23 protein-coding genes are annotated in these 23,407 nt (G+C 73.6%); 9 read left to right on the top strand and 14 right to left on the bottom strand.

The features are described 5' to 3' along the window. Positions 1 to 127: 127 nt before the first annotated feature. The 3 genes from AB0D74_RS15230 to AB0D74_RS15220 are packed head-to-tail and all read left to right on the top strand — an operon-like array spanning position 128 to position 3,000. A complete protein-coding gene (locus AB0D74_RS15230) occupies positions 128 to 355 on the top strand; it encodes a ferredoxin (RefSeq protein ID WP_351720264.1) in 228 nt (75 codons plus the stop codon). Beyond that, positions 342 to 1,736 (top strand): FAD/NAD(P)-binding oxidoreductase, encoded by a 1,395-nt coding sequence (locus AB0D74_RS15225; RefSeq protein ID WP_362585474.1) that lies wholly within the window; start codon positions 342 to 344, stop codon positions 1,734 to 1,736. The genes AB0D74_RS15230 and AB0D74_RS15225 overlap by 14 nt, the downstream gene beginning before the upstream one ends. 34 nt (positions 1,737 to 1,770) lie before the next feature. After that, positions 1,771 to 3,000 (top strand): cytochrome P450, encoded by a 1,230-nt coding sequence (locus tag AB0D74_RS15220; protein ID WP_362585471.1) that lies wholly within the window; start codon positions 1,771 to 1,773, stop codon positions 2,998 to 3,000. Between the two features lie 7 nt (positions 3,001 to 3,007). Here AB0D74_RS15220 and AB0D74_RS15215 read toward each other — a convergent pair whose 3' ends face one another. Then, positions 3,008 to 3,523 (bottom strand): immunity 21 family protein, encoded by a 516-nt coding sequence (locus AB0D74_RS15215; protein WP_362585468.1) that lies wholly within the window; start codon positions 3,521 to 3,523, stop codon positions 3,008 to 3,010. Positions 3,524 to 3,570: 47 nt separating this feature from the next. After that, positions 3,571 to 4,044: a rhodanese-like domain-containing protein gene (locus AB0D74_RS15210; protein WP_362585465.1), complete on the bottom strand. Its 474-nt coding sequence runs from the start codon at positions 4,042 to 4,044 to the stop codon at positions 3,571 to 3,573. 136 nt (positions 4,045 to 4,180) lie between these two features. Between AB0D74_RS15210 and AB0D74_RS15205 the strand changes: the two genes are divergently transcribed. Continuing rightward, a complete protein-coding gene (locus tag AB0D74_RS15205; RefSeq protein ID WP_362585462.1) occupies positions 4,181 to 4,627 on the top strand; it encodes an Lrp/AsnC family transcriptional regulator in 447 nt (148 codons plus the stop codon). 194 nt (positions 4,628 to 4,821) lie between these two features. Here the strand turns inward: AB0D74_RS15205 and AB0D74_RS15200 are convergent, their stop codons facing one another. The 9 genes from AB0D74_RS15200 to AB0D74_RS15160 all read right to left on the bottom strand — a co-directional run bounded on the left by AB0D74_RS15200 (position 4,822) and on the right by AB0D74_RS15160 (position 15,729). Then, the gene (locus tag AB0D74_RS15200) at positions 4,822 to 7,812 is read right to left on the bottom strand and encodes an SMC family ATPase (protein WP_362585459.1); all 2,991 of its coding nucleotides are present in this window, start codon (positions 7,810 to 7,812) and stop codon (positions 4,822 to 4,824) included. A 40-nt stretch (positions 7,813 to 7,852) separates the two neighbouring features. Further along, positions 7,853 to 9,016, bottom strand: a complete 1,164-nt coding sequence (locus tag AB0D74_RS15195) for an exonuclease SbcCD subunit D (RefSeq protein ID WP_362585456.1) — start codon at positions 9,014 to 9,016, stop codon at positions 7,853 to 7,855. 169 nt (positions 9,017 to 9,185) lie between these two features. Continuing rightward, positions 9,186 to 9,944: a cupin gene (locus AB0D74_RS15190; protein ID WP_362585453.1), complete on the bottom strand. Its 759-nt coding sequence runs from the start codon at positions 9,942 to 9,944 to the stop codon at positions 9,186 to 9,188. Beyond that, on the bottom strand, positions 9,941 to 10,867 hold the full coding sequence (locus AB0D74_RS15185) for a PmoA family protein (protein ID WP_362585450.1): 927 nt from the start codon (positions 10,865 to 10,867) through the stop codon (positions 9,941 to 9,943). The genes AB0D74_RS15190 and AB0D74_RS15185 overlap by 4 nt, the downstream gene beginning before the upstream one ends. Beyond that, positions 10,864 to 11,982, bottom strand: coding sequence for a Gfo/Idh/MocA family oxidoreductase (locus tag AB0D74_RS15180; protein WP_362585447.1), 1,119 nt, complete (start codon positions 11,980 to 11,982; stop codon positions 10,864 to 10,866). Before AB0D74_RS15180 ends, AB0D74_RS15185 begins: the two co-directional genes overlap by 4 nt. A 381-nt stretch (positions 11,983 to 12,363) precedes the next feature. After that, the gene (locus tag AB0D74_RS15175; RefSeq protein ID WP_362585444.1) at positions 12,364 to 13,602 is read right to left on the bottom strand and encodes a cytochrome P450; all 1,239 of its coding nucleotides are present in this window, start codon (positions 13,600 to 13,602) and stop codon (positions 12,364 to 12,366) included. Positions 13,603 to 13,723: 121 nt separating this feature from the next. After that, positions 13,724 to 14,350: a YigZ family protein gene (locus AB0D74_RS15170; protein ID WP_362585442.1), complete on the bottom strand. Its 627-nt coding sequence runs from the start codon at positions 14,348 to 14,350 to the stop codon at positions 13,724 to 13,726. An 87-nt stretch (positions 14,351 to 14,437) separates the two neighbouring features. Beyond that, positions 14,438 to 14,995 carry a histidine phosphatase family protein gene (locus tag AB0D74_RS15165; protein ID WP_362585439.1) on the bottom strand — a complete coding sequence of 186 codons (558 nt, stop codon included), beginning with the start codon at positions 14,993 to 14,995 and terminating at the stop codon, positions 14,438 to 14,440. Next, positions 14,992 to 15,729 (bottom strand): hypothetical protein, encoded by a 738-nt coding sequence (locus tag AB0D74_RS15160; protein ID WP_362586019.1) that lies wholly within the window; start codon positions 15,727 to 15,729, stop codon positions 14,992 to 14,994. Before AB0D74_RS15160 ends, AB0D74_RS15165 begins: the two co-directional genes overlap by 4 nt. A 206-nt stretch (positions 15,730 to 15,935) precedes the next feature. Here AB0D74_RS15160 and AB0D74_RS15155 point away from each other — a divergent pair, with 206 nt between their 5' ends. The 3 genes from AB0D74_RS15155 (at position 15,936) to AB0D74_RS15145 (ending at position 19,516) form a co-directional block, all read left to right on the top strand. Next, positions 15,936 to 16,349 carry a CoA-binding protein gene (locus AB0D74_RS15155; RefSeq protein ID WP_362585436.1) on the top strand — a complete coding sequence of 138 codons (414 nt, stop codon included), beginning with the start codon at positions 15,936 to 15,938 and terminating at the stop codon, positions 16,347 to 16,349. Positions 16,350 to 16,579: 230 nt separating this feature from the next. Then, positions 16,580 to 18,217, top strand: coding sequence for an APC family permease (locus AB0D74_RS15150; RefSeq protein WP_362585433.1), 1,638 nt, complete (start codon positions 16,580 to 16,582; stop codon positions 18,215 to 18,217). A gap of 75 nt (positions 18,218 to 18,292) precedes the next feature. Then, positions 18,293 to 19,516, top strand: coding sequence for a 4-hydroxybenzoate 3-monooxygenase (locus AB0D74_RS15145; RefSeq protein ID WP_362585430.1), 1,224 nt, complete (start codon positions 18,293 to 18,295; stop codon positions 19,514 to 19,516). A gap of 12 nt (positions 19,517 to 19,528) precedes the next feature. Here AB0D74_RS15145 and AB0D74_RS15140 read toward each other — a convergent pair whose 3' ends face one another. Further along, a complete protein-coding gene (locus AB0D74_RS15140) occupies positions 19,529 to 19,927 on the bottom strand; it encodes a metalloregulator ArsR/SmtB family transcription factor (RefSeq protein WP_362585428.1) in 399 nt (132 codons plus the stop codon). Positions 19,928 to 19,990: 63 nt separating this feature from the next. On the opposite strand from AB0D74_RS15140, the gene AB0D74_RS15135 reads away from it, so the two are divergent. Beyond that, entirely contained in the window at positions 19,991 to 21,232 is a 1,242-nt protein-coding gene (locus tag AB0D74_RS15135) for a cation diffusion facilitator family transporter (protein WP_362585425.1), read from the top strand. 24 nt (positions 21,233 to 21,256) lie between these two features. On the opposite strand, the gene AB0D74_RS15130 is transcribed toward AB0D74_RS15135, so the two are convergent. Then, on the bottom strand, positions 21,257 to 21,811 hold the full coding sequence (locus AB0D74_RS15130) for a YbaK/EbsC family protein (RefSeq protein WP_362585422.1): 555 nt from the start codon (positions 21,809 to 21,811) through the stop codon (positions 21,257 to 21,259). 31 nt (positions 21,812 to 21,842) lie between these two features. Further along, positions 21,843 to 22,415, bottom strand: coding sequence for a helix-turn-helix domain-containing protein (locus AB0D74_RS15125; protein WP_362585419.1), 573 nt, complete (start codon positions 22,413 to 22,415; stop codon positions 21,843 to 21,845). Between the two features lie 127 nt (positions 22,416 to 22,542). On the opposite strand from AB0D74_RS15125, the gene AB0D74_RS15120 reads away from it, so the two are divergent. After that, entirely contained in the window at positions 22,543 to 23,400 is an 858-nt protein-coding gene (locus AB0D74_RS15120) for a DMT family transporter (RefSeq protein ID WP_362585416.1), read from the top strand. Positions 23,401 to 23,407: the final 7 nt, after the last annotated feature.

Below are 23,407 nucleotides of genomic sequence, written 5' to 3'. Positions count from 1 at the left end.
CGGGCCCCGGCGCGCGACGGCGCGAGCGGGCTCCCATGCTGGCGTGCGGGGAGTTCGCCGCCGTCCACGACCGGACCGACGGACCGCGGTACGCACCGGACCTGGCCACCGGAAGGGCGGAGCCATGATGCGCCTTGTCGTCGACCTCAACAGATGTCAGGGGTACGCGCAGTGCGCGTTCCTCGCCCCGGACGTCTTCGCCATGCACGGCGAGGAATCCCTCGTCTACAACCCTCAGGCCGAGCAGGAGCAGCGCGAGCGGGTGGCGCGGGCCGTGGCCGCCTGCCCGGTACAGGCGATCACCGCCGACGGCCTGGACGGATTCGCGGGAGGTGCCTCCGATGCCGCCCACTGACTATCTCGACTGGCTGCGCCGTGAGGGCCGGATCGTGGTCGTGGGCGCCTCGCTGGCCGGGCTGCGGGGCGCCGAGACGCTGCGTGCCGAGGGGTTCACCGGCGAACTCACCATGATCGGCGACGAGCCGTACGAGCCCTACGACCGGCCGCCGCTGTCCAAGGCGGTCCTGCTCGGCAGGGCGGTCCCGAACCACACCGCGCTGCCGCACCGCCGGGAGATCGACGCGAAGTGGCGGCTGGGCGTCGCGGCCACGGGTCTCGACGTCGAGGCGAAGCGGGTCCGGCTGGCCGACGGCGACGAGGTCGAGTACGACCGGCTGCTGATCGCGACCGGGGTGCGGGCCCGGCCCTGGCCGAAGGAGGACGAGGCCCGTCTCGAGGGCGTGTTCACACTGCGCACCCGGGACGACGCGGCGGCGCTGCTGCGGCGGCTGAAGGCAGGGCCGCGCCGGGTGTTCGTGATCGGCGCCGGGTTCACCGGGTCGGAGATCGCCTCGGCCTGCCGGGAGCAGGGCATCGCGGTCACCGTCGCGGAACGCGCGGGCGCGCCGCTGGTGGGCGCCCTCGGCGGGGTGATCGGCGCGGTGGCGGCCGAGATGCATCGCGAGAACGGCGTGGACCTGCGCACCGGCGTCCAGGTCACCGCGCTGGAGGGCGACCCGGCCGGTCGGGTGCGGGCGGTCCACCTGTCCGACGAGTCGATCGTCGAGGCGGACGTGGTGATCGTCTCGCTCGGCGCGACCCGCAACACCGACTGGCTGGCCGGTTCCGGTCTCGGCGCGGGCCCGCGGGGAATCGCCTGCGACGCGGGCTGCCGTGCCTTCGACTTCCGGGGCATCGTCACCGACGACGTCTTCGTCGCCGGCGACGTCGCCCGGTCCCCGCACGCGCTGTTCGGCTACCAGTTCCTGTCCCTCGAACACTGGGGCAACGCGGTCGCCCAGGCCGAGATCGCCGCGCACAACATGATCAGCCCGAGCGCCGAGCGCAGGCCGCACCTGTGGGTGCCGGCGTTCTGGTCGTCGCAGTTCGGGGTGAACATCAAGTCGGTCGGGGTGCCGCCGATGGGCGAGCAGATCATGATCACCCAGGGTTCGCTGGCCGAACGCCGGTTCGTCGGGGTGTACGGCTACAAGGGCCGGACGATCGCCGCGGTGAGCTTCGACAACACGCGGTGGCTGGAGTTCTACCAGCGGCAGATCGAGAAGGCCGGGCCGTTCCCGGTGGAGTTCCCGACCGTGGACCGGCGTCCCGAAGGACGGGTGCCGGTCGACGCGGACTTCCCGGACCCGGCGCTGCCGACGCACGGCCCCATGGTGACGCTCAGCGGCTACTCGCCGACCGACACCCAGCTGGTCTTCCACCCCGCCCGCCACTGACCGCGACCCGGCCCCGACGCTCCAAGGAACTGTCATGACGCAGACCTCGATGTTGTACCGGATCACCGACTTCGCGAACCGCGCCGACCCGTACCCGCTGTACGAGGAACTCCGCAAGACGCCGGTGCTGCACGAGGAGGAGGACGGCCCCTACCTCATCAGCACCTACCACGCCATCGAGGCCCTGCTGCACGATCCGCGGATCAGCTCCGACGAGTCCAACGTGACCGCGGGCGGGGACGACGAGCTGTCCGGACCGGAGGCGACGGGGCTGCCGCCGAGCTTCATCCGGCTCGACCCGCCGGAGCACGACCGGCTGCGCCGGATCGCCAACAGCTCCTTCGGGCCGCCGCACCAGCCGCGCCGGATCGACGGCATGCGGGGCCGGCTGGAGGAGATCGTCACCGAGCTGATCGACGGCCTCGGGGACGCCCGGGAGGTCGACCTGGTCGACCAGGTCGCCTACCCGTTCCCGGTCACCGTCATCTGCCGGCTGCTCGGCGTGCCCCGCGAGGACGAGCCGAGGTTCCGGGCCTGGGTCGACCCGATCGTGGCCGGCCTGGACCCCGACAGCCGCACGGCCGACGACTCCGCGAAGACCGCGCAGGAGGCCAGGCTGCAGCTCGGCATGTACCTGAACGGGCTGGTGGAGCAGCGCGCCAAGGAGCCGCGCGACGACATGCTCTCCGACCTGGTGCACAGTCACGGTCCGGACGGCGCCATGACGACCATGGAGGTGCTCAGCACCTCGGTGCTGCTGCTCATCGCCGGGCACGAGACGACGGTCAACCTCATCACCAACGGCATGCTGACGCTGCTGCGCCACCCGCAGTACCTGGAGCGGCTGCGTACCGACCCGGGGCTGTCGGTGCGGATCGTGGAGGAGCTGCTGCGCTACGAGCCGCCGGTGCAGTTGCTCCCGCAGCGCACCTGCATCGCCGACCTGGAGGTGCACGGGGTGACCATCCCCAAGGGGTCACGGATCTGGCTGATGCTTGCCGCCGGGAACCGGGACCCGCATCGGTTCACCGATCCCGACCGCTTCGACCCGGACCGGCAGGACATCCAGCACCTCGGCTTCGGCAGCGGCATCCACAGCTGCTTCGGCGCCCCGCTGGCCCGCCTGGAGGCCCAGATCGCGCTGGCCCAGCTGGCCCGCCGGCTCGAGAACCCACGCCTCGTCGAGGACCCGCCGCCCTACCGCCCGAACGCGGTGCTGCGCGGCCCGCGCCACCTCAACATCGCGATCGACGGCGTGAAGTGACGGTCGGTCAGGCCGAGAGCCTGCGCAACTGCACCAGGCCCAGCCAGGTTTCCGGGCCGGGTCTGGTGTAGGCGGCGCGCACCGCGTAGGTGCCCGGTTCCAGCGGGACCCGCAGACGGTCGCCGCCCTCGGACTCGTCACCCGGCCAGGCGGAGTCGAACAGGACGACCGGGCCGGGGACCTGCCAGCGGATCTCGCTCTCCCACGCGGCGGTGTCGAGGGCGGCGGGCACCTGCGCCAGGAGCTCTTCCTCCGAGTTGGCGGCGGACCACCGTACGAAGGTGCCGTGGTCCGGCAGGAACGACGTCGAGGCGGGTTCGTCGCCGAGGACCAGGGCGGTGCTGTCCCCGACCGGGAGCAGTCCGACGTAACCGTCGACCTCGCAGGCCCGGTCGTAGTCGGTGGCCAGGTCCTCGCTGTCGGCGCCGGCCCAGAACGGCAGAACCGTCTCCGGGACCGCCACCAGCGGGCCGCCGCCCGACTCCACCCACTCCACCGCGCCTGGATCCCCATATCGAGTCATGGGGTGAACCTACACGGACAGCGACGGCACAGGTTCGCCTCCGGGAATCAGCAACCGCAGTCGCCCGCGACGGGGGCGGTCAGCGGGTCCGGGGCGCGGCGCTCGCGGCCCTGCCAGGTCTCGAACTCGAAGCCCTCACGCACCCAGTACTCGAATCCGCCGAGCATCTCCTTGACCTGGTAGCCGAGTTCGGCCAGTGCGAGGGCGGCGCGGGTCGCGCCGTTGCAGCCGGGACCCCAGCAGTACGTCACCACGGGCCGCGCCCTGTCGAGGAGCCCGGCCGCCTGCTCGGGGATGAGCGCGGTGGGCAGGTGGACGGCGCCGGGGATGTGCCCCTGGTCCCAGGACTCGGTCGAGCGGGAGTCCAGGACGACGAAGCCGGGGTCGCCGTCAGCGGCCAGGGCGGCGGCCACGTCGGAGACGTCGGCGTGGCAGGCGAGGCTCGCCCGGAAGTGGGCGGCGGCCTCGGCGGGGGCGGCGGGGGCGATGCGCAGGACGGGGTGGTCGGTGGTGACGGTCATGTGAGGCCTTTCGCCGGCCGCCGTCGGTGCGGCGGATCTCCATGGCCGCAAATCTACGAGGGTGACGGGGCGCCCTGAAGCCGTGATCCCCGGCCCACTCCTTGTCCGGCCGGGGAATCCCTGTTATCCATCCTCCATGACCGAGTTTTCCCCGGACGCCACCGACCTGCGCATCCTCGACGTCCTCCAGCGTGAGGGCCGGGCCAGCTTCGCCGAGCTGGCGCGGGCCGTCGCGATGTCCGCGAGCGCGGTGACCGAGCGGGTGCGGCGGCTGGAGGAGGCGGGCGTGATCCAGGGGTACGCGGCGGTGGTCGACCCGGAGCGGCTCGGCCTGCCCATCCTCGCCTTCGTCCGGCTGCGCTACCCGAACGGCAACTACAAGCCCTTCCACGACCTGGTCGCCGCGACCCCCGAGATCCTGGAGGCGCACCACGTCACGGGCGACGACTGCTTCGTCCTCAAGGTCACCGCCCGCTCGATGCGGCACCTGGAGGAGGTCTCCGGCCGGATCGGCACGCTGGGGTCGGTGACGACGAGCGTCGTCTACTCGTCGCCGCTTCCGCGGCGGGCCGTCGGCGTCTGAGCGGCTCCGCTGGGGGGGGCGCCGCGATCGGCCGGCTGTCGACTGCGGCTGCGTCGTGGCTGGTCGCGCAGTTCCCCGCGCCCCTTCGGGGCGCTTCGCCGGGCCGTTCTTCCGGGCCCCGTAAGGGGCGCGGGGAACTGCGCGACCAGCCCCCACCGGCCCGCGGTGGACGGACCGCGCAACCACCGGAGCGCTCAGACCCCGTGCTGTCGAAGGGCCGAGCCCGTTCTCCCCTTGGAGACCTCCAGTTGGGCGTGGATGCGGCGGCGCAGGTCGGGGACGTGGCTGACGATGCCGACGGTGCGGTCACGTTCGCGGAGGGAGTCGAGGACGTCGAGAACTTCGTCGAGGGTCTGGTCGTCGAGGCTGCCGAAGCCCTCGTCGATGAAGAGGGTGTCGAGGCGGACACCGCCCGCCTCGTCGGTGACGACGTCCGCAAGGCCGAGGGCGAGGGCGAGGGAGGCGAAGAAGGTCTCGCCGCCGGAGAGGGTGGCGGTGTCCCGTTCGCGTCCGGTCCAGGCGTCGACCACGTGCAGTCCGAGGCCGCTGCGACCCCGTCCGGTGCGGTCGTCGGAGTGGACCAGGGTGTAGCGGCCGGACGACATCCGTTGCAGGCGTACGGTCGCGGCGGCGGCGACCTGTTCCAGGCGGGCGGCCAGGACGTAGGACTCCAGCCGCATCCTGCGTTCGTTGTCGGCTGAGGTGCCCGCGGTGAGGCCGGCGAGCCGGGCGACCCGGTCGTACTCCTCGCGCAGCGGGGCGAGTTGCCGTACGCCCGCGGTGGCGCGGGCGGAGAGCCGGTCGAGTTCGCCGCAGCTGCGGGCGGCGCCGTCGCGGGCGGAGGCGGCGTCGCGCAGGCGCTGGGCGGCCAGGGCGGCGGTGCGCTCCGCCGCGTCGAGGTCGGCGGGCGGCTGCTGCGCGGCGGCTGCGGTGTCGGTCTCCGCGAGCACGGCACGTACTGCGGCCTCCTCGGACTGCCGCTCGTCCAGGCGCCGTTGGAGTTCGCGGTGGGCGGTGTCGTCGAGGAGGGCGGTGGCCGCGGCCTCCGGGGTGTCGAAACCGGCCCGGTAGGCCGCGTCGGCGAGCCGGGCGTCGGTGTCCTTCAGGTGCCGGGCGGTGTCCTCGGCGGCACGCGCGGTGTCGGCGGCGTCGGTGAGCAGTACCGCCTGCCGCTCCAGCTGCCCGGCCCGCGCGGCCACGCTGGCGGCGCTCCCCCGGGCCTGCGCCAACTCCTCTTCCAGGACGGTCTGTTCCGCGTCGAGGCCCTCGCGGCGGGTCAGCCGGGCGGCGGCCCGGACCTCGGTCTGCTGCCGGTCGGCCAGTCGGCGCTCGCGCTCCTGCTCGGCGAGCCGCAGCTCCTCGTGGGCCGCGTGGAGGGTGGAGCCCAGCTGCCGGGCCCGGGCGTACTCCTGCTCCAACTCGTTCGTCTGGGATGCCAGTTGTGCGGTGGGCGTGTCTCCTGCCTCGGCGGTGGCGGCGGCCAGGGCCTCGCGTGCGGTGCCGAGCCGCCGCTCGTCCCGGGCGCGCTGCTCGTCGGCGCGCTGGAGCGCGGCGAGCGCGCCCTCCTCGGCCTCGCGGTCGACGTGGCCCGCGAACTTCTCGGCCGGCGCGGGGTGTTCGGTGGCCCCGCAGACCGCGCACGGCTGTCCCTCGGTGAGCTCCGCGGCCAGCTCGGCGGCGATGCCGTTCAGCCGCTGTTCCTTGAGGTCGAGCCAGTGCGTCCGTGCCGCCACGGCGCGTTGCGCGGAGGCGAGGGCGGCGCGCTGGGCCTCGTCGGTGTCCCGGCCCAGCGTGTCCCGCAACCGCGCGGCCTCCAGCCGCCGGCGGGCGGGGTCGCGCTGCACGGCGAGCTGCTCGGCGCGGGTCGCGGCCTCCTGGGCGGAGTCGACACGGGCCTGGAGTCCCGCGCGCCGGGCGTCCCAGCCGGCGAGCCAGCCCGCGGCCTCGCGCAGCGTGTCCTCGTCGTCCCGCTCCTGCCGGTCGAGCCGGACCCGCTCGTCGACGACCTCGGTGAGCCGTCGCTCGGCCCGGCGCGCGGACTCCAGCCCGCCCAGCTCCTCGGCGGCCTTGCGGGCAGCGGCGGCGAGCCCTGCCGCACCGGCTCCGGCGAGGCTCTCCGGCAACAGCGCCCGGGCGCGCACCTCGGCGCCGGCCGCTCTGCGGTGCTCCTCCTCGGCGGCCTCCCGCAGCTCCAGCGCCGGCGCCACCGATTCCGCCTTGCGGGCCCGCTCCATCCGCGCCTGCGCGGCCCGGTGGTCCCCGGCCCGCTCCTCCAGCCGTACGGCCCGCTGCCGTGCCTCGGCGAACCGGGCCTGCGACCGGGCCAGTTCGCGTACGCCGGCGAGCGCGCGGTCGGCGGCGAACTGGGCGGACTCGGCGGCGGTGAGCCGGCAGTGGGCGACGGTGAGGCGCTCGCGTGCGGTGCTGCGGGCCACGGCCGCGGCGGCGAGGACGGCGGCGGCCAGGCCGGGCTCGCCCGGGGCCAGCTCCGGCAGCTCCATCGCGTCGCCGGCCTCCTGCTGCATGCGGTGCGCGTCGGCCAGCAGCACGGAGTCGCCGTCCCGGACCCGGGCCTCGGCGGTCCTGCGGCGCTCGGCGAGGCGCTTCTCGACGTCGGCGAAGCGCTGGGTGTCGAAGAGCCGGCCGAGCAGCTGGCCGCGGGCGCCGGCGTCGGCGCGCAGGAAGCGGGCGAAGTCGCCCTGGGGCAGGAGAACGACCTGGCAGAACTGTTCGCGGCTCATGCCGAGCAGTTGGGTGATCTCCTCGCCGATCTCCTGGTGGGAGCGGCTGAGGTCCTTCCAGGCGCGGGCCGTCGCGTCGTACTCGCGCAGCCAGGTCTGGGCCTTGTCCAGGGTGGTGCCCGCGCCACGTTTCTTGGGGCGTTCCCAGGGCGGCTGCCGGGTGATCTCCAGCCGGCGTCCGGCGACGGAGAGTTCGAGGCGGACCTCGGTGCGGGTGGCCGGGTCGGCGTGGTCGCTGCGCAGGGTGAGGCCCTGGCCGGTCTGCCGGGCGCCGGGGACGGTGCCGTAGAGGGCGTAGCAGACGGCGTCCAGGACGGAGGTCTTTCCGGCGCCGGTCGGTCCGTGCAGGAGGAAGAGCCCGGCGGCGGAGAGCGTGTCGAAGTCGACGCTCTGGGAGCCGCCGAAGGGTCCGAAGGCGGTGATGTCGAGCCGGTGGAGCCTCATGCGGGCGCCTCCGTGCGGGGGCTCGGGTGCGGGTGTGCGGTCACCGGGCCACCTCGCGTACCGTGCCGTCCGCGCGGACCGCGTCGAACGTCTCGCCCAGGACGGCCAGTTCGCGTTCGTCGGGGCCCGCGCCGCGCACGTGGGCGACGAAGTCCCCGGCGATCTGCCGGTCGGTGCGGCCGGCCAGGCGGCGGGCGTAGGAGACGTCGGGGTCGTCCGGGGCGCGGTCGGGGTCGAAGACCAGGCTGAGGGTGTGCGGGAAGCGGTCGGCGAGGCGGGCCATGGGGTCGGCGGGGCGGACCGGGTCGGTGAGGGTGGCCTCGACCCAGGCGTCCTCGTGGGCGGTGAGCGCGGGGTCGGCGAGGAGGCTGTCCAGGGTGCCGCGGATGCGGGCCAGGGGGCGTGGCACCGGGCAGTCGAGGCGCTCGGCGGTGACCGTGCCGTCGGCGGCGAGGTCGACGAGCCACATGCTCTTGCGGTGGCCGGCCTCGGAGAAGGAGTAGGCCAGCGGCGAGCCGGAGTAGCGGACGCGTTCGGTGAGGGTCTGGCAGCCGTGCAGGTGGCCGAGGGCCACGTAGTCGACCCCGTCGAAGACGCCGGCCGGGACGGCGGCCACACCGCCCACCGTGATGTCCCGTTCGCTGTCGCTGGGCTCGCCGCCGGTGACGAAGGCGTGCGCGAGGACGACGGAGCGGGTGCCCGGCGGGCGGGCGGCGAGGTCGGCGCGGACCCGGTCCATGGCGGCGGCCAGCACCGTCTCGTGTCCGGCCCGGTCGACCGCGAACTCGTCCTTCACCAGGGCGGGTTCGAGATACGGCAGGCCGTAGAACGCGACGTCCCCGGAGGCGTCGGCGAGCACGACCGGGGTGCCGCAGGCCGACGGCTCGGTGCGCAGGTGGATGCCGGCGCGGTCGATGAGACCGGCGCCGACCCCGAGGCGGCGGGCCGAGTCGTGGTTGCCGGAGATCATCACCGTGGGCACGCCGAGGCCGGCGAGCCGGTGCAGGGCGTCGTCGAACAGCTCGACCGCGGCGAGCGGCGGCACCGCGCGGTCGTAGACGTCGCCGGCGACCACCACGGCGTCGACGGCGTGCTCACGTACGGTCGCCACGAGGTGGCCGATGAACTCCGACTGGGCGCCCAGCATGTTGACGCGGTGGAACGCCCGGCCGAGATGCCAGTCGGAAGTGTGCAGGATTCTCACGCAACCACCCCGACCCGCACCCTTACCCCTATTGCACCTATATGACCCGTATGAATCAGCACGGGGGCTCCCCGGCACCGCCTGCCACGCTAACGCATATCACCCCCTGATCCACCACAGACCTCACATTCCCTGATCGCCGGGCGGCACCCCTCTCCGGAAACCCGCGTCACCCACCGCCGTACGGGAGCGTCACGCCCGGCAGGCTGTACTCGTCACGCCGGCCGCACATCCCGAACCCGCCGAGCCGGGTGGGCGCGGTCTCGTAGGCGCCCGCCTCGCCGAGGTACGAGGGCTCGCCGGCCTGCAGCGCGTCCAGCTGGGCACCGGTGCGCTCGGCGGCGGCCAGCGCACCCGCCCGCCACAGCTCCCGCCAGCGCGGCACCCTGTCGCGCACCAGCCGGGCGGCGGACCGCTGGAACTCGGCGTACGGGCCGCCGTCCCCGGCGACCAGCGTCTCCCGCAGCGTGAGGTAGCCCTCGACGGCGAGGTCCCGGCGGCGCCGGGCGGCCCGTTCCGTCTCGGCTCCGGTGCCCGGCGGCAACGCCGCGGCGGCCGAGTACCGTTCGGGATCGGCGAGCACCTCCGGCGGGAAGGTGAAGACGGCGTCCCCGGCCTCCGGCAGTCCGCCGTTCTGCATCAGCACGGTGATGCGCAGGTCGCCGCCCTGCACCATGCGGTGCACGGTGCCCGGGGTGAACCAGGCGACGGAACCGGGCTCCAGCGGGATCTCCCGGTAGCCGGCCGGGCCGAGGGTCTGCACGGCGCCCCGGCCCCCGGTGACCACGTACGCCTCCGTGCAGACCAGGTGCAGATGCGGGCTGCCGCCGCAGACGCCGTCGGCGGCCTCCCAGTCGTAGGCGCTGAGGTGGGAGAGGCCGACGGCGCCGGGGAGGGGGTGGGGCGGCGCGGACCCGGGCGTGCTCACCACGGCAGGCTCGCCAGATGCGCGGCGACGCGGTCGGCGTCCCAGGCGCCGTCGGCGAAGACGATCCGGTAGCGGTAGGCGAAGGACTCGCCGGGCGGCAGCTCGAACTCCTCGAAGAACGCCCAGGAGAACGCGGCCGTCGGGATCGGTTCCGCGCGCACGAACCAGTGCGACTCGTGGATCGGCGTCCGCCCGTCGAGGTTCTCGGGCGCGTGGGCGAAGACGATCGTGGAGTGCCCGTCCACCTCGTCGTGCTCGGTGGTGTAGGCGAGCCAGGGGCCCTGGGTGCCCATCAGCTTCTCGGCGCCGGTGACGGAGTCCGGGCCGAACGCGGTACCGCCGGTGAAGTCACGGGCGCCGCGCCACTGGAGCCCGGTGTACCCGGCCATCTCGCGGCCTTCGGTGGTGGGGGAACCGAAGGTCAGCGGCTCGTCGCGGACGTTGGTGAGGTGGATGGTCCAGTCGAGCGCCCAGGCGCCGGCCCGTTCGTCGACGGAGTGGACGGTGAGCCCGCGCACCTCCCGCGCCCACTCCGCGCCGCCGTTCTCCACCCAGGTCAGCTCCTCGGTGAAGGAGAGCCGGTCGTCCGCGACGGCGAACCGGGTGAATCCGTCGTGCCGCATCGAGCCGACCCGCCCGGGCAGCACCTGGTAACCCTGACCGTGGACATAGCTGTTGCCGCCCCAGAAGTTCTGCCCGGACAGGTGGCTGGCCGTCATCTGGAGGCCCTTGTGCCAGCGGTGGTCGCTCGGCCGGTAGCCGGTGACGGTCCGCCCGGCCAGCGTGCGCACGGGGTGGGCGTACGGCTTGCGCGCCTCGTACGCCTCGGGGTCGGGGCGGTAGACGTACCGCAGGATCTCGGTGCCGTCCGGTGCCGCGACCGCGATGTGCTCGCCGTGGACGTGGCTGACGCGGATGCTCATGCGCGCTCCTCGGTGGGGGCCCAGTGGGGGTGGTCGCCGTGCATGGCTGCGTAGTAGGGGTCGCCGGGGCCGATCTCGCCCGCGTGCACGGGGCGGCCCGTGAACGCCGACTTGTAGAGCGCGGCGGCGAATTCGAGGGTGGCGCGGGCGTCGGGGCCGCTGCCCGGTGGCCGTTCGCCCGCGTCGTAGGCGTCGAGGAGGGCGCCGAGCTGCGCGGTGTGCGAGCTGGGGACGTCCGCCTCCGGGGTGCGCCAGGCGTCGCTGCGGGTGGCGGGGACGTGCGGGGCCGGGGTGTAGACCCAGTCCTCGTTGCGGTGCCCGTACAGGTGGGTGAGTTCGACGGTGGCGTCCGCGCAGTCGACGCGGATGCGGCTCACCTCCTGCGGGGAGAGCACGCTGTTGACGACGGTGGCGAGGGCGCCGTTCGCGAAGCGGACGAGGGCGGTGGACACGTCCTCGCTCTCGGTGTCGTGGACCAGGCGGGCCGCCATGGCCCGGATCTCCGTCCACGGGCCGAGCAGGTGCAGCAGCAGGTCGTACTGGTGGATGCCATGGCCCATGGTCGGGCCGCCGCCTTCACTGGCCCAGGTGCCACGCCACGGCACGGCGTAGTAGGCGGCGTCCCGGTGCCAGGTGGTCTGGCAGTGCGCGACCAGCGGGGCGCCCAGCTCGCCGTCGGCGATCAGCTGCCGGGCGTGTACGGCGCCGGAGCCGTAGCGGTGCTGGAAGACCACGGAGGCGTAGGCGCCGGAGGCCTCCTCGGCGGCGGCGATCTCGTCGTACTCGGCGAGCGACAGGCACAGCGGCTTCTCGCACAGCACCCAGGCGCCCGCCTTGAGCGCGGCCACGGTCTGCGCGCGGTGCAGGGAGGGGGGCGTGCCGACGAGGACGAGGTCGGGGCGTACGGCGTCCAGCATCTCGTCGACGGAGGTGTACCCGGCGACGTCGCCGCCGGCGAGTTCCCGGAAGGCGTCGAGGCGGGCCTGGTCGACGTCGACCGCGGCGACCAACTCGGTGCGGTCGGCGTGGGCGGTGAGGGCGGGCAGATGGCTGCCGCTGACGATCGCGCCGGTGCCGATCACGGCGACGCGGCGGCGGGTCGGCTGTGGGGGCATGGGGGTCCTCCTGGGAGTGCGGGGACCAAGACGCGGAGAAAGCGCTTGCTCCCGGAGAGACCCTAGATTCGGAGGAATGTCAGGACAACCCCCCGCGCAGCGATGGCCGAGAGAAGCGGGCGCAGTGGCCGGGCGGCGGCCAGGCAACGGGGGCCGGTGCACGTCAGCGCGGTGTCGCCGCTGGGCCGCGGGGCGCGCCGACAGGGCTTTGACGTGCTGGGCGACGTCCCGGTCGGCGAACTCCTCTTCGACCCCGAACCCGTCGTCCGCGGGGGCACCGCATCGCCGCGCGGGGGCACCGCATCCCCGCACTCACGGCGTTGCTCGGAGGGCACGCGGGTCCGCCCGCCGTCGGTGCTCACCTTCTGTTCGTCTCCGTGGTCACTCACCGACCGGGCTGATCCGGGCATCTCCTCGGTGGGCGTCGAGGTGTCGGTCCCGGTGCCGGGTCAGCCGGACCGGGACCTCGACCGGGCCCTGCACCCCCGACGGCGGGCCCCACCGGACCCCGCCCGTCGGCTCCGGTGCGCGGAACCGGGCCGCCAGCGCGCCCAGCACGGCGGCCAGCTGGTGTTCGGAGGCGGTGGCGCCTATGCAGTAGTGCAGGCCCGCGCCGAAGCTGAGGTGCGGGCGGGACGGCACGCGCCCCGGCCGGTAGGCGTCGCCGTCGGGTTCCGCGTCGCGGTTGGCCTGCACCGCGCACAGGAGCACCGGACGGCCGGGTTCCAGGGTGCGGTCGGCCAGCGTCAACGGCTGTTCGGTGAACCGGATCTGGATCGGCGCCGTCGGCATCCAGCGCAGCAGCTCCCGTACCGCGGCCCGGGCGACCGTCTCGTCGCCGGCCGCCGCCGACCAGGTCCGCGGATGGTCCGCCAGTACGGCGACCAGCTGGCCGAGCGCCAGGCGGTACGGCTCGAACCCGATGAGGAGCGACATCCTGGAGCGCGTCCAGTCCGGGCGCTCGGCCGCCGTGACGCCCTCCCGGCGGGCCAGCCGGCCGAGGAAGTCCTGCACGTGCTCGACCGCCGCCTTCGCCTGCCCGAGTGTCTCCAGCGGCATCAGCCGGTGGACGAGCGCCAGGTCGCGTACCGGTTGCGCGATCTCGCGATAGGTGTCTCTGCCGACGTCGAGCAACCGTGCGGCCTGGGCGTCCACGATCGCGTCGGCGACGTCGGTCACGAACTCGCACGCGCCGTCGACCGCGGCGGTCGCGGCGCGGGCCTCGGCGGCGGCGAACGACGGGTCGAAGGCCGGGCCGCGCAGGAGCGGGCGCATGAGCCGGCGCAGCGCGTCGTGGTCGGCGGCCCGGGAGAAGATGAGCAGGGAGGCGAACCAGGACCCGATCGCGTGGTCGGTCACCCCGGAACACCGCAGCTGCCGCCAGGGGTCGTGCACCAGGGTCGGCTGCCGCAGCAGCCGCCCGACGGTGGCGTGGTCGCAGATCACGGGACCGTAGATGCTGTCCGGGAGCAGGCCCCGGGTGCGGGCCGCGTGCAGGCGGCGGTCGTCGAAACGGAACGAGGGGGAGCCGACGTCGACGAACGGCCGTCCCGCGCCGGAGGGGGTGTCGAGGGGAGTACCGCAGGGAGTCTCGTCTCCCTCGGCGACCTGCAATGCCATCGCGTGGCCTCACTCGTGGTGGCAAGGGCTCAGCCGGCCCGAGCGCCTTCGCACGTACGCGAGTCATTCTGGGTCGGGTGCCGGGCCGCAGGTCAGGTCCCCGAACGGGCGTCCCCGGCCGTCACGCGTCCCCGTACGCCTCCCCGCCCAGTTCGAGGGTGGCGGTGCCCGCCGTCGCGTCGGCGAGCCAGCCGCGGAAGGCGTCCACGTCGGCGTCCGGCAGGCCGATCGCGATGGCGACGGCCTCGCCGTAGCGGACGTCGCGGACCTCGCGGCCGGTGGCCCGCAGGTCGTTCTGGAGCTTGCCGGCCCGCTGGTGGTCGACGGTCACCGTGGCCAGCCGGAAGCGTCGCCGGGTGCGGGTGCCGAGGGTGTCGAGGGCCTCGCCCACCGCACCGCCGTAGGCGCGGATGAGGCCGCCGGCGCCGAGCTTGACGCCGCCGTAGTAGCGGGTGACGACGGCGACGACGTACCGCATGTCGCGGCGGAGCAGCATCTGCAGCATGGGGACGCCGGCGGTGCCGCCCGGTTCGCCGTCGTCACTGGCCCGCTGGGTGGCGGCGTCGGCGCCGATGACGTAGGCCCAGCAGTTGTGGGTGGCGTCGGCGTGCTCCCTGCGGACCGCCGCGACGAAGTCCTGGGCCTCCTGTTCGGTGGCCGCCGGGGCGAGGGCGCACAGGAAGCGGGAGCGGTTGACCTCGGTCTCGTGCGTGCCGGCGCGGGCGACGGTGCGGTACTCGTCCTGCATCCGCCCACCCTATGCGGGCCCGCGCACCGCCCGTTTCCCTGCCTCTTTCCCTGCTCCTTTCCCTGCTCCCTCTCCTACTACCTCCTACTACGTCTCCTTCTGCTTCTCCTTGTGTCCGCGGGCCACCGTGACCTCCGTCAGCAGGGCCGTCCCCGGGGCGAGCGCCGCCCACGTCGGGCCGTGCCAGGCCAGGACCGCGAGCGCGGAGGTCGGGAACTTCCTGCGCATCTGCTCCAGGGTGTCGTCGAGGCCGTCGCCCGCGAGGTCGAGGACGAGTTCCTCCAGGCCGGGGTTGTGCCCGACCAGCAGCAGTGTCTCCACCTCGGGCGGGGCCTCGCGCACGACCGCGAGCAGGCCGGGTACGTCGGCGGCGTACACCCGCCCGTCGTAGCGGACCGGCGGCGGTGTGCCCCACTGGCCGGCGGCCAGCTCCCAGGTCTGCCGGGCGCGTACCGCGGTGGAGCAGATCGCGAGGTCGGGCAGCGAGTCGGACTCGGCGAGGGCTCGCCCGGCGGCGGGGGCGTCGCGCCGGCCGCGGTCCGCGAGCGGGCGCAGGCGGTCGGGAACGCCCTCGGGCCAGGCGGACTTGGCGTGCCGCAGGACGACCAGGCGGCGCAGCGGGCCCGCGCCCGCCCGGGTGATCACGCCGCCCGCCCGAGGTCACGGGTGAGTTCGAGGGCGAGCAGCCGGTCGGCGTAGGCGCAGGTCTCGAAGCGGGCGCCGTCGGAGATCTCGGGCTGGTTCTCCATCCAGCGCAGCACGCCGAGCACCCCGGGCACGTCGAGGTCGTCCTCCCAGGCGTCCCGCAGCCGTCCCCGCACCTTCTCGGGCACCGGCCGCGAGGGGCTGCGCGCCCAGTGCGCCACCGACCCGCGCAGCCGGCCGAGCCGCCGGCCTGCCTCGTCGAGGGCGCCGGCGCCGAGGTGGACGGCCGTGCCGCGCGGGGCGTCGAGGAGGGCGAGCCGCAGTGCGGCGGGGTCGTCGAGCGTGCCCAGGACACCGGCGTCGGGACCGTCGGCGGGGGCGACGGCGACGGTCACGCCGGCTCCGGCCGCGGACCGGGTGCCACCCGCCGCCGTGACGTGGACGACCTGTGCCTCGCCCAGTCCTGCGGCCAGGTCGCGGCCGTCCTCGAAGGGGCGGATGCCGAGGGTGGTGGCGGCGGCGTGCAGCTCGGCCTGGTGACGGTCGGCGGTGAGCAGCGGCAGGACCGGGGTGCCGCCGAGTTCCAGCGCGCGCAGCAGGAGGTCGGTGGTGAGCAGGACCCGCAGCGCCGTCAGGTCGTACCCGGAGGCGTGTGCCTCCACCCGGGTCAGGGCACGGCGGGCGGAGACGGCGGGGACGGTCTCACCGGACTTGGCGTCGAGGATGCGCAGCACGGGCTGAGCGTAGGCGTGCGGCGGGCCGTACGCAGGCACCTTGCGACGATTCAGGTCACCGTGGCGGGACATGCGGGACATGTGACACCCCGTGCCGCGCGAGCTGCCCCGGCGGTACCGCGCGTACCCGGTCCCGGCCGGGGAATCAGGGTCCGCCGGCCGCTGTTGCCGACGGCGGACATTCCCCCGAGCCGAGGAGGCCGACGGTGTACGGCGACGAAGCGACGATCCGCAGGATTCTGACCGGGACGGGTGACACCTGGGCGGTGGTCGGCCTGTCGGCCAACCGGGGACGGGCCGCGTACGGGGTGGCGCAGGTGCTGCAACGGTTCGGCAAGCGGATCGTGCCGGTCCACCCCAAGGCGGAGACGGTCCACGGCGAGCAGGGCTACGCCTCCCTCGCGGAGATCCCCTTCGAGGTCGACGTCGTCGACGTCTTCGTCAACAGCGAGCTGGCCGGTGCCGTCGCGGACGAGGCGCTGGAGAAGGGCGCGAAGGCGGTCTGGTTCCAGCTCGGGGTGGTCGACGAGGCGGCGTACGAGCGGGTGCGGGCCGCGGGTCTGGACATGGTCATGGACCGCTGCCCGGCCATCGAAATACCCCGCCTGAACCAGAACTGAGCCGGATTTGAGGAAAATCTGAGCTTGCCCTGTCTTACCTTCTTCTCACTTAACAGAACTGAATACGGACATTCTGTGACCCTCGCTGACCTGTGCAAAAGCTTTGGCCAAGACAGGAAAGATCGAGGGTCAAATTTTCGGCAACACTCTTCTCCGGTTGCGACGTGCGCCCTTAACTTGTGCCCTCTTGCTCGTTAAATCTGCGTTCAGAAACTGAGAGGCCACTTGACATGGTGAGTGTCGAGAAAGCCGCGACGGAGGACATCACACCTTCGGGCGGTCTGAGGCGGGACGTCGGCCTGATCGGCCTGATGTGGGCCTCGGTGGGCTCGATCATCGGCTCCGGATGGCTGTACGGCGCCGAGAAGGCGGTCGGCATGGCCGGCCCCGCGGCGATCATCTCGTGGGTGATCGGCGCGGTCGCGATCGTGCTGCTGGCACTGGTGCACGCCGAGCTCGGCGGCATGTTCCCGGTGGCGGGCGGTACGGCCCGCTACCCGCACTACGCGTTCGGCGGCCTGGCCGGCATGTCCTTCGGCTGGTTCTCCTGGCTCCAGGCGGCGACGGTGGCCCCGATCGAGGTCGAGGCCATGATCGGTTACGCCGGTCACTGGAAGTGGGCCCAGCACCTGGAGCACGCCGACGGCACCCTGACCACGAGCGGCCTGCTGGTGGCCATCGTGCTCATGGCCCTGTTCGTCGGCGTCAACTTCTTCGGCGTCCGGGTCCTGGCGCACACCAACAGCGCCGCGACCTGGTGGAAGATCGCCGTGCCGCTGGCCGCGATCTTCATCATCGCGGTCGGCAACTTCCACACCGCCAACTTCCACTCGGAGGGCTTCGCCCCCTTCGGCGCGAAGGGCGTCCTGGCCGCGATCAGCACCAGCGGCATCATCTTCGCGCTGCTCGGCTTCGAGCAGGCGATCCAGCTGGCGGGCGAGAGCCGCAACCCGAAGAAGGACCTGCCGCGCGCCACGCTCGGCTCGGTCGCGATCGGCGCCGTCATCTACGTCCTGCTCCAGGTCGTGTTCATCGCCGCGCTGCCGCACAGCACCTTCGCGCACGGCTGGGACCACCTGAAGTACGCCGGGATCAGCGGCCCGTGGGCCGGCCTGGCCACCCTGGTGGGCCTCGGCTGGCTGGCCTGGGTCCTCTACGTGGACGCGATCATCTCCCCCGGCGGCACCGGCCTCATCTACACCACCGCCACCTCCCGGGTCTCCTACGGCCTGGCGAAGAACGGCTACGCGCCGAAGCTCTTCACCCGGACCGACTCCCGCGGTGTGCCGTGGTTCGGTCTCGTCATGTCCTTCGTGACCGGTGTGATCTGCTTCCTGCCGTTCCCGAGCTGGCAGCAGCTGGTCGGCTTCATCACCTCGGCGAGCGTGCTGATGTACGCCGGTGCCCCGCTGGCGTACGGCGTCTTCACCGACAAGCTGCCGCGGCACGAGCGCCCCTACCGGCTGCCCTTCGGCAAGGTGATCTCCCCGCTGTCGTTCGTGGTCGCCAACCTGATCATCTACTGGTCCGGCTGGGACATCCTGTGGCGGCTCGGCCTCGCGATCATCCTCGGCTACCTGCTGCTCGGCGGCTACGCCTTCTACGCCCACAGCAGGAACCTGCCGGACGCGCCCCGGCTGGACTTCCGGGCCGCGCAGTGGCTGCCCGCCTATCTGATCGGCATGGGCCTGATCTCCTGGCAGGGCAGCTTCGGCGGCCAGAACAACATCGCGCTGTGGTGGGACATCCTGGTGATCGCCGTCTTCTCGATCGGCATCTACTACTGGGCCAAGGCGACCGCCTCCACGGCCGAGGACATCGAGCGCAGCATCGACGAGGTCGTGGTCACGGACGCCCCGGCGCACTGACCCGCCCTCCTCACCCACGTCCCGTCAGCCACGGTGGCACTGCCGTGGCTGACGGGACACCGTCATAATGCGGGGGTGACTCACCCCTCCCCCCACAGCAACTCCCCTTCCGAGGAACGCCGTACGGTCGTCGTCGTGGGCGCCGGACCCGCCGGGCTGACCGTCGGGAACATCCTGCGGGCCGCCGGCGTCGACTGCGTGGTCCTGGAGACCGAGAGCAGACAGTTCATCGAGACCCGGCCGCGGGCCGGGGTCATCGAGGAATGGGCGGTGCGCGGACTCCGGCAACGCGGCCTGGGCGACGGCCTGGTGGCCCGGGCGCAGGTGCACAGCGAGTGCGAGTTCCGGTTCGGCGGCGACCGGTTCCGCTTCGACTACAGCGAACTGACGGACCATCACCACTACGTCTATCCGCAGCCGTTGCTCGTGACGGACCTGGTGCGGGAGTACGCCGACGTGCGCGGCGGGGACATCAGGTTCGGGGTGCGGGACGTCGCACTGCACGACCTGGAGACGGACCGGCCCGCCGTGTCGTACCTCGACCCCGCGACCGGTGAACGGCACGTCCTGCGCTGCGAGTTCGTCGCGGGCTGCGACGGGGCGCGCGGGGTGACCCGGGACGCGATACCGCAGGGGCGGGTGCGGGTCGCCCGGCAGGACTACGGCATAGCGTGGCTGGCCCTGCTCGCCGAGGCGCCGCCGTCCTCGGACTGCGTGCTGTTCGGCGTCCATCCGAACGGTTTCGCCGGGCACATGGCGCGCAGCCCCGAGGTCACCCGCTACTACCTGCAGTGCCCGCCGGGCGACGACCCGGAGAGCTGGTCGCACGACCGGGTCTGGGACGAGCTGCGCGAGCGGCTCGACGCCGCCGGGGCGCCACCGCTCAACGAGGGGCGGCTGATCGAGAAGCGCCTGCTGGACATGCACGACTACGTGGTCGAACCGCTGGTGTTCGGCCGCCTCTTCCTGGCCGGTGACGCCGGGCACCTGACCGCGCCGATCGCCGCCAAGGGCATGAACCTCGCCCTGCACGACGCCTTCCTGCTGGGCGACGCACTCGCCACGCGCGTCGCCAAGGGCGACGACACCGGCCTGGCGGGCTACTCCCACGCCTGCCTGCGCCGGGTCTGGGACTACCAGGAGTTCTCCCAGTTCCTGTCCGGCATCTACCACGGCACCGCCTCCGGCGACCCGTTCCTCGCGGGCACCAGCCTGGCCAGACTGCGCAGGCTGTTCACCTCCCGCGCGGCGGCGACGGCCTTCGCGGAGCAGTACCTCGGCGCGGCCGACGCGTTCTGAGAGCCACCGCCGTCACGAGGACCGGGTGTCCCGCACGGTCTCGGTCTCGGTCTCGGTCTCGGTCTCGGTCTCGGTCAGCCGGTGGTCCGCCACCTTCAGCGCCTCCTCGACCAGCCGCCGCAGATGACCGTGGCGCAGCGAGTACACCACCCGCCGCCCCTCCTTGCGCGTCCCCACCAGACCGGCGAGCCGCAGCCGGGCCAGATGCTGGCTGACGGCAGGCCGGGCGGCGCCGCACACCTCCGTGAGCGTCGTGACATCGGCCTCCCCCGTGGTCAGGGCGTGCAGCAGGGTGAGCCGGGTGCGGTCGCCGAGCAGGGCGAGGAGTTCGGCGGCGAGCGCGAACTGTTCCTCGCCGGGGGTGCGCGGATGCGCATGATGCGCAGGTGATAGGTGCAAGCGTGCGCTCATACGCACATAATGGCGTCGTGGGCGTCCCGTGTCCACGCCCCGCGCACCGGAGAGGGGAGCCGCATGAGCGACCGGCACCATCACGAACACACACACGCACACGCGGACGACCGTCACCCCCACGAGCACGCCCACGACCGGCACGGCGAGCCGGCCCACGGCCACGCGCACGCGCACGAGCACGCGCACGGCCACGACGACGGCCACGGCCACGGCCACGGCCACGGGCAGGGGCACGGCCACGGGCAGGGGCACGGCCACCACCACGGGAACGGTCACGGCGAGAACCGCGGTCACTCCCGTCCCTCGGCCGCGGGCCTCCGCCACCGCCTCGCGCACCTCCTGACGCCCCACTCCCACGAGACGGCCGACAAGCTGGACCCGGCCCTGGAGGCCTCGGCGCGGGGCATGCGGGCGCTCTGGGTCTCGCTGGCCGTGCTCGGGGCGACGGCGCTGGTGCAGGCGGTCGTGGTGGTCCTGTCCGGCTCGGTCGCCCTGCTCGGGGACACGGTGCACAACGCCGCGGACGCGCTGACCGCCGTACCGCTGGGCATCGCCTTCGTGCTCGGGCGGCGCGCGGCGAACCGCCGCTTCACCTACGGCTACGGGCGGGCCGAGGACCTCGCGGGGATCGCGATCGTGCTGACCATCGCCGCGTCGGCCTGCTTCGCCGCGTGGACGGCCGTCGAGCGGCTGCTGGAGCCGCGTCCGGTCACGCACCTGACGGCCGTCGCGGTGGCCGCGCTCGCCGGGTTCGCGGGGAACGAGTGGGTGGCCCGGTACAGGATCCGGGTGGGCCGGGAGATCGGCTCGGCCGCGCTGGTGGCCGACGGGCTGCACGCCCGCACCGACGGGTTCACCTCGCTGGCCGTGCTGCTGGGGGCCGGCGGCGCCGCCCTGGGCTGGCAACTCGCCGATCCGCTGGTGGGGCTGGCGATCACCGCGGCGATCGCGCTGGTGCTGCGGGACGCGGCGCGCGAGGTGTTCCGGCGCGTGATGGACGCGGTGGACCCGGAACTGACGGACCGGGCCGAGCGGGCGCTCCGCGAGGTGCCGGGGGTGCGGGCGGTGGGCGAGCTGCGGCTGCGGTGGATCGGGCACCGGCTGCGCGCCGAGGTGGCGGTCGTGGTCGACGGCGAGGCGACCGTACGGCAGGCACACGCGATCGCCGTCGCGGCGGAACACGCGCTGCTGCACGCCGTACCGCGGCTGACGGCGGCCCTGGTGCACGCGGATCCGGCGCCCGCGCCGGGCCAGGCGGACCCACACCTGGCGCTGGCCCACCACGCGCACCCCGTCTCCTAGCCGACCACGCGCACGCGTCGTCTCCTAGACGCCGAGCCCCGGCAGCACGACCGCGCCCGGCAGTTGGGCGAACGCCTCGCCGGGGACCAGGAGTTTGCCGCGCCGACGGCCGCTGCCGACCAGGACGTAGGGCAGGTCGGCCACGGCCGGGTCCACCAACAGCGGCCAGTCGCGCGGGAGTCCGATCGGGGTGATGCCGCCGTACTCCATGCCGGTCGCGCCGGTCGCGGTGTCCGTCGACGCGAACGAGGCCTTGCGGGAGCCGAGTTGGCGGCGCACCACGCCGTTGACGTCCACCTTGGTGGTGGACAGCACCAGGCAGGCCGCCAGGGTGGTCTCGGCGCCGCGCCTGCCCGCCACCACCACGCAGTTGGCCGACTTGTCCAGCAGGTCGCGCCCGTAGTGCTCGACGAAGACCGCGGTGTCCGCCCACTGCGGGTCGGTCTCGACGTAGACGATCCGGTCGGCGGGGACGGCGCCGGTCCACGCGCGCAGGGCGTCGGCGACCGGCGCGGTCAGCTCGTCGAGGCAGTCCGGGGCGGGGACGGCGGTGTCGAAGTCTCCGATGGGTGCGCGCATGTCCGCACGCTAACAGCCCGGCCCGCCGGGCTCAGGGCACGGGCGGCACGGAGACCGTCATCACCATCTCCATCGGCACGTCCCCGGTGTTGCCGTACACATGGGCCGTGTTGGCCTCGAAGGAGGCGCTGGCGCCCGTCGGCACGCGGTGGTCGGTCCCGTCGACGGTGAGGGTCAGTTCCCCGGCGAGGACATGGACGATCTCCACCGTGCCGGTCGGATGGGGTTCCGACGGGCTGCTCTCGCCCGGCATCAGGTGCCAGTCCCACATCTCCAGCGGGCCGGGCGCCTCGGTGCCGGCGAGGAGCCGGTTGTAGCTGCCTGCGTCGGTGTGCCACAGCCGTACGGCCTTGTCGGCGGGGACGATCTGGACCTTCGGGCCCTGTTCGTAGTCGAGCAGGGTGGTGATGCTGATGCCGAGCGCGTCACCGATCTTGACGACCGTGCCGATGCTCGGGTTGGTGCGGGCCTGCTCGATCTGGATCAGCATGCCGCGGCTGACCCCGGCCCTGGTCGCGAGCACGTCCAGGGTGAAGCCGCGCACCGCGCGCCAGTGCTTGACGTTGCGGGCCAGGGACTGGGTCAGCAGGTCGAGGTCCGACACGTTCCGTCCATGGGGGAAGGCATTGCGGAAGGCATGGGGGTCCAATATTTTGAATGACGTAGTTCATCTGACTGAACTACGATGGGGTGTACCTGATCGTTCACCGAACTGTACTGCGAGGCGGGCCGTGACAGCATTCTTCGCCCTCACCACCAGTCTCCTGTGGGGGCTGGCCGACTTCGGCGGCGGGCTGCTCACGCGACGCGCGCCGGCCCTCACGGTGGTCGTCGCGTCGCAGGGCCTGGCGGCGGTCGTGCTGGGCGTGATCGTGGTCGCCACGGGCGGCTGGAGCGAGGCCGGGCCCCGGCTCTGGTTCGCGGTCGCGGCGGGCCTGGCCGGACCGGTCGCGCTGCTCTCCTTCTACAAGGCCCTCGCCCTCGGCCCGATGGGGGTGGTCTCCCCGCTGGCCACGCTGAGCGTCGCCGTCCCGGTCGGGGTCGGGCTCTTCCTCGGCGAGCGGCCGGGGCTGCTCCAGGTGGCCGGCATCGCGGTCGCCGTCACCGGGGTCGTGCTGGCCGGCGGCCCGCAGCTGCGCGGCGCGCCCGTGCAGCGCCGGACGATCCTGCTCACCCTGGTCGCGGCGGCGGGCTTCGGCACGGTGTTCGCGCTGATCACGGAGGCGTCCACCACGGTCACCGGCCTCTTCCTGGCCCTCTTCGTGCAGCGGCTGACCAGCGTCGCGACAGGCGGCGCGGCCCTGTGGCTGTCCGTGCGGCGGGGCGCGCCCGCACTGCCCCCGGCCGGTTTCACCTGGTCCGCGCTCCCGGCGCTGGGCTTCGTCGGTCTCGCCGACGTCGCGGCCAACGGCACGTACTCGATCGCCGCCCAGCACGGCCCGGTCACCGTCGCCGCGGTGCTCGCCTCGCTCTACCCGGTGGTCACCGCGCTCGCGGCCCGCGGCTTCCTCAGCGAACGGCTGCGCGCCATCCAGGCGGCGGGCGCCGGGCTGGCGCTGGTGGGAACGCTGCTGCTGGCCACCGGCTGAGCGGCGC

The organism is Streptomyces sp. NPDC048278 (genome assembly GCF_040652195.1).
In the GTDB taxonomy this organism is placed as follows: domain Bacteria; phylum Actinomycetota; class Actinomycetes; order Streptomycetales; family Streptomycetaceae; genus Streptomyces.
Note: the sequence above shows the minus strand (reverse complement) of the source record. Positions and strands in the feature narration are given on the sequence as shown.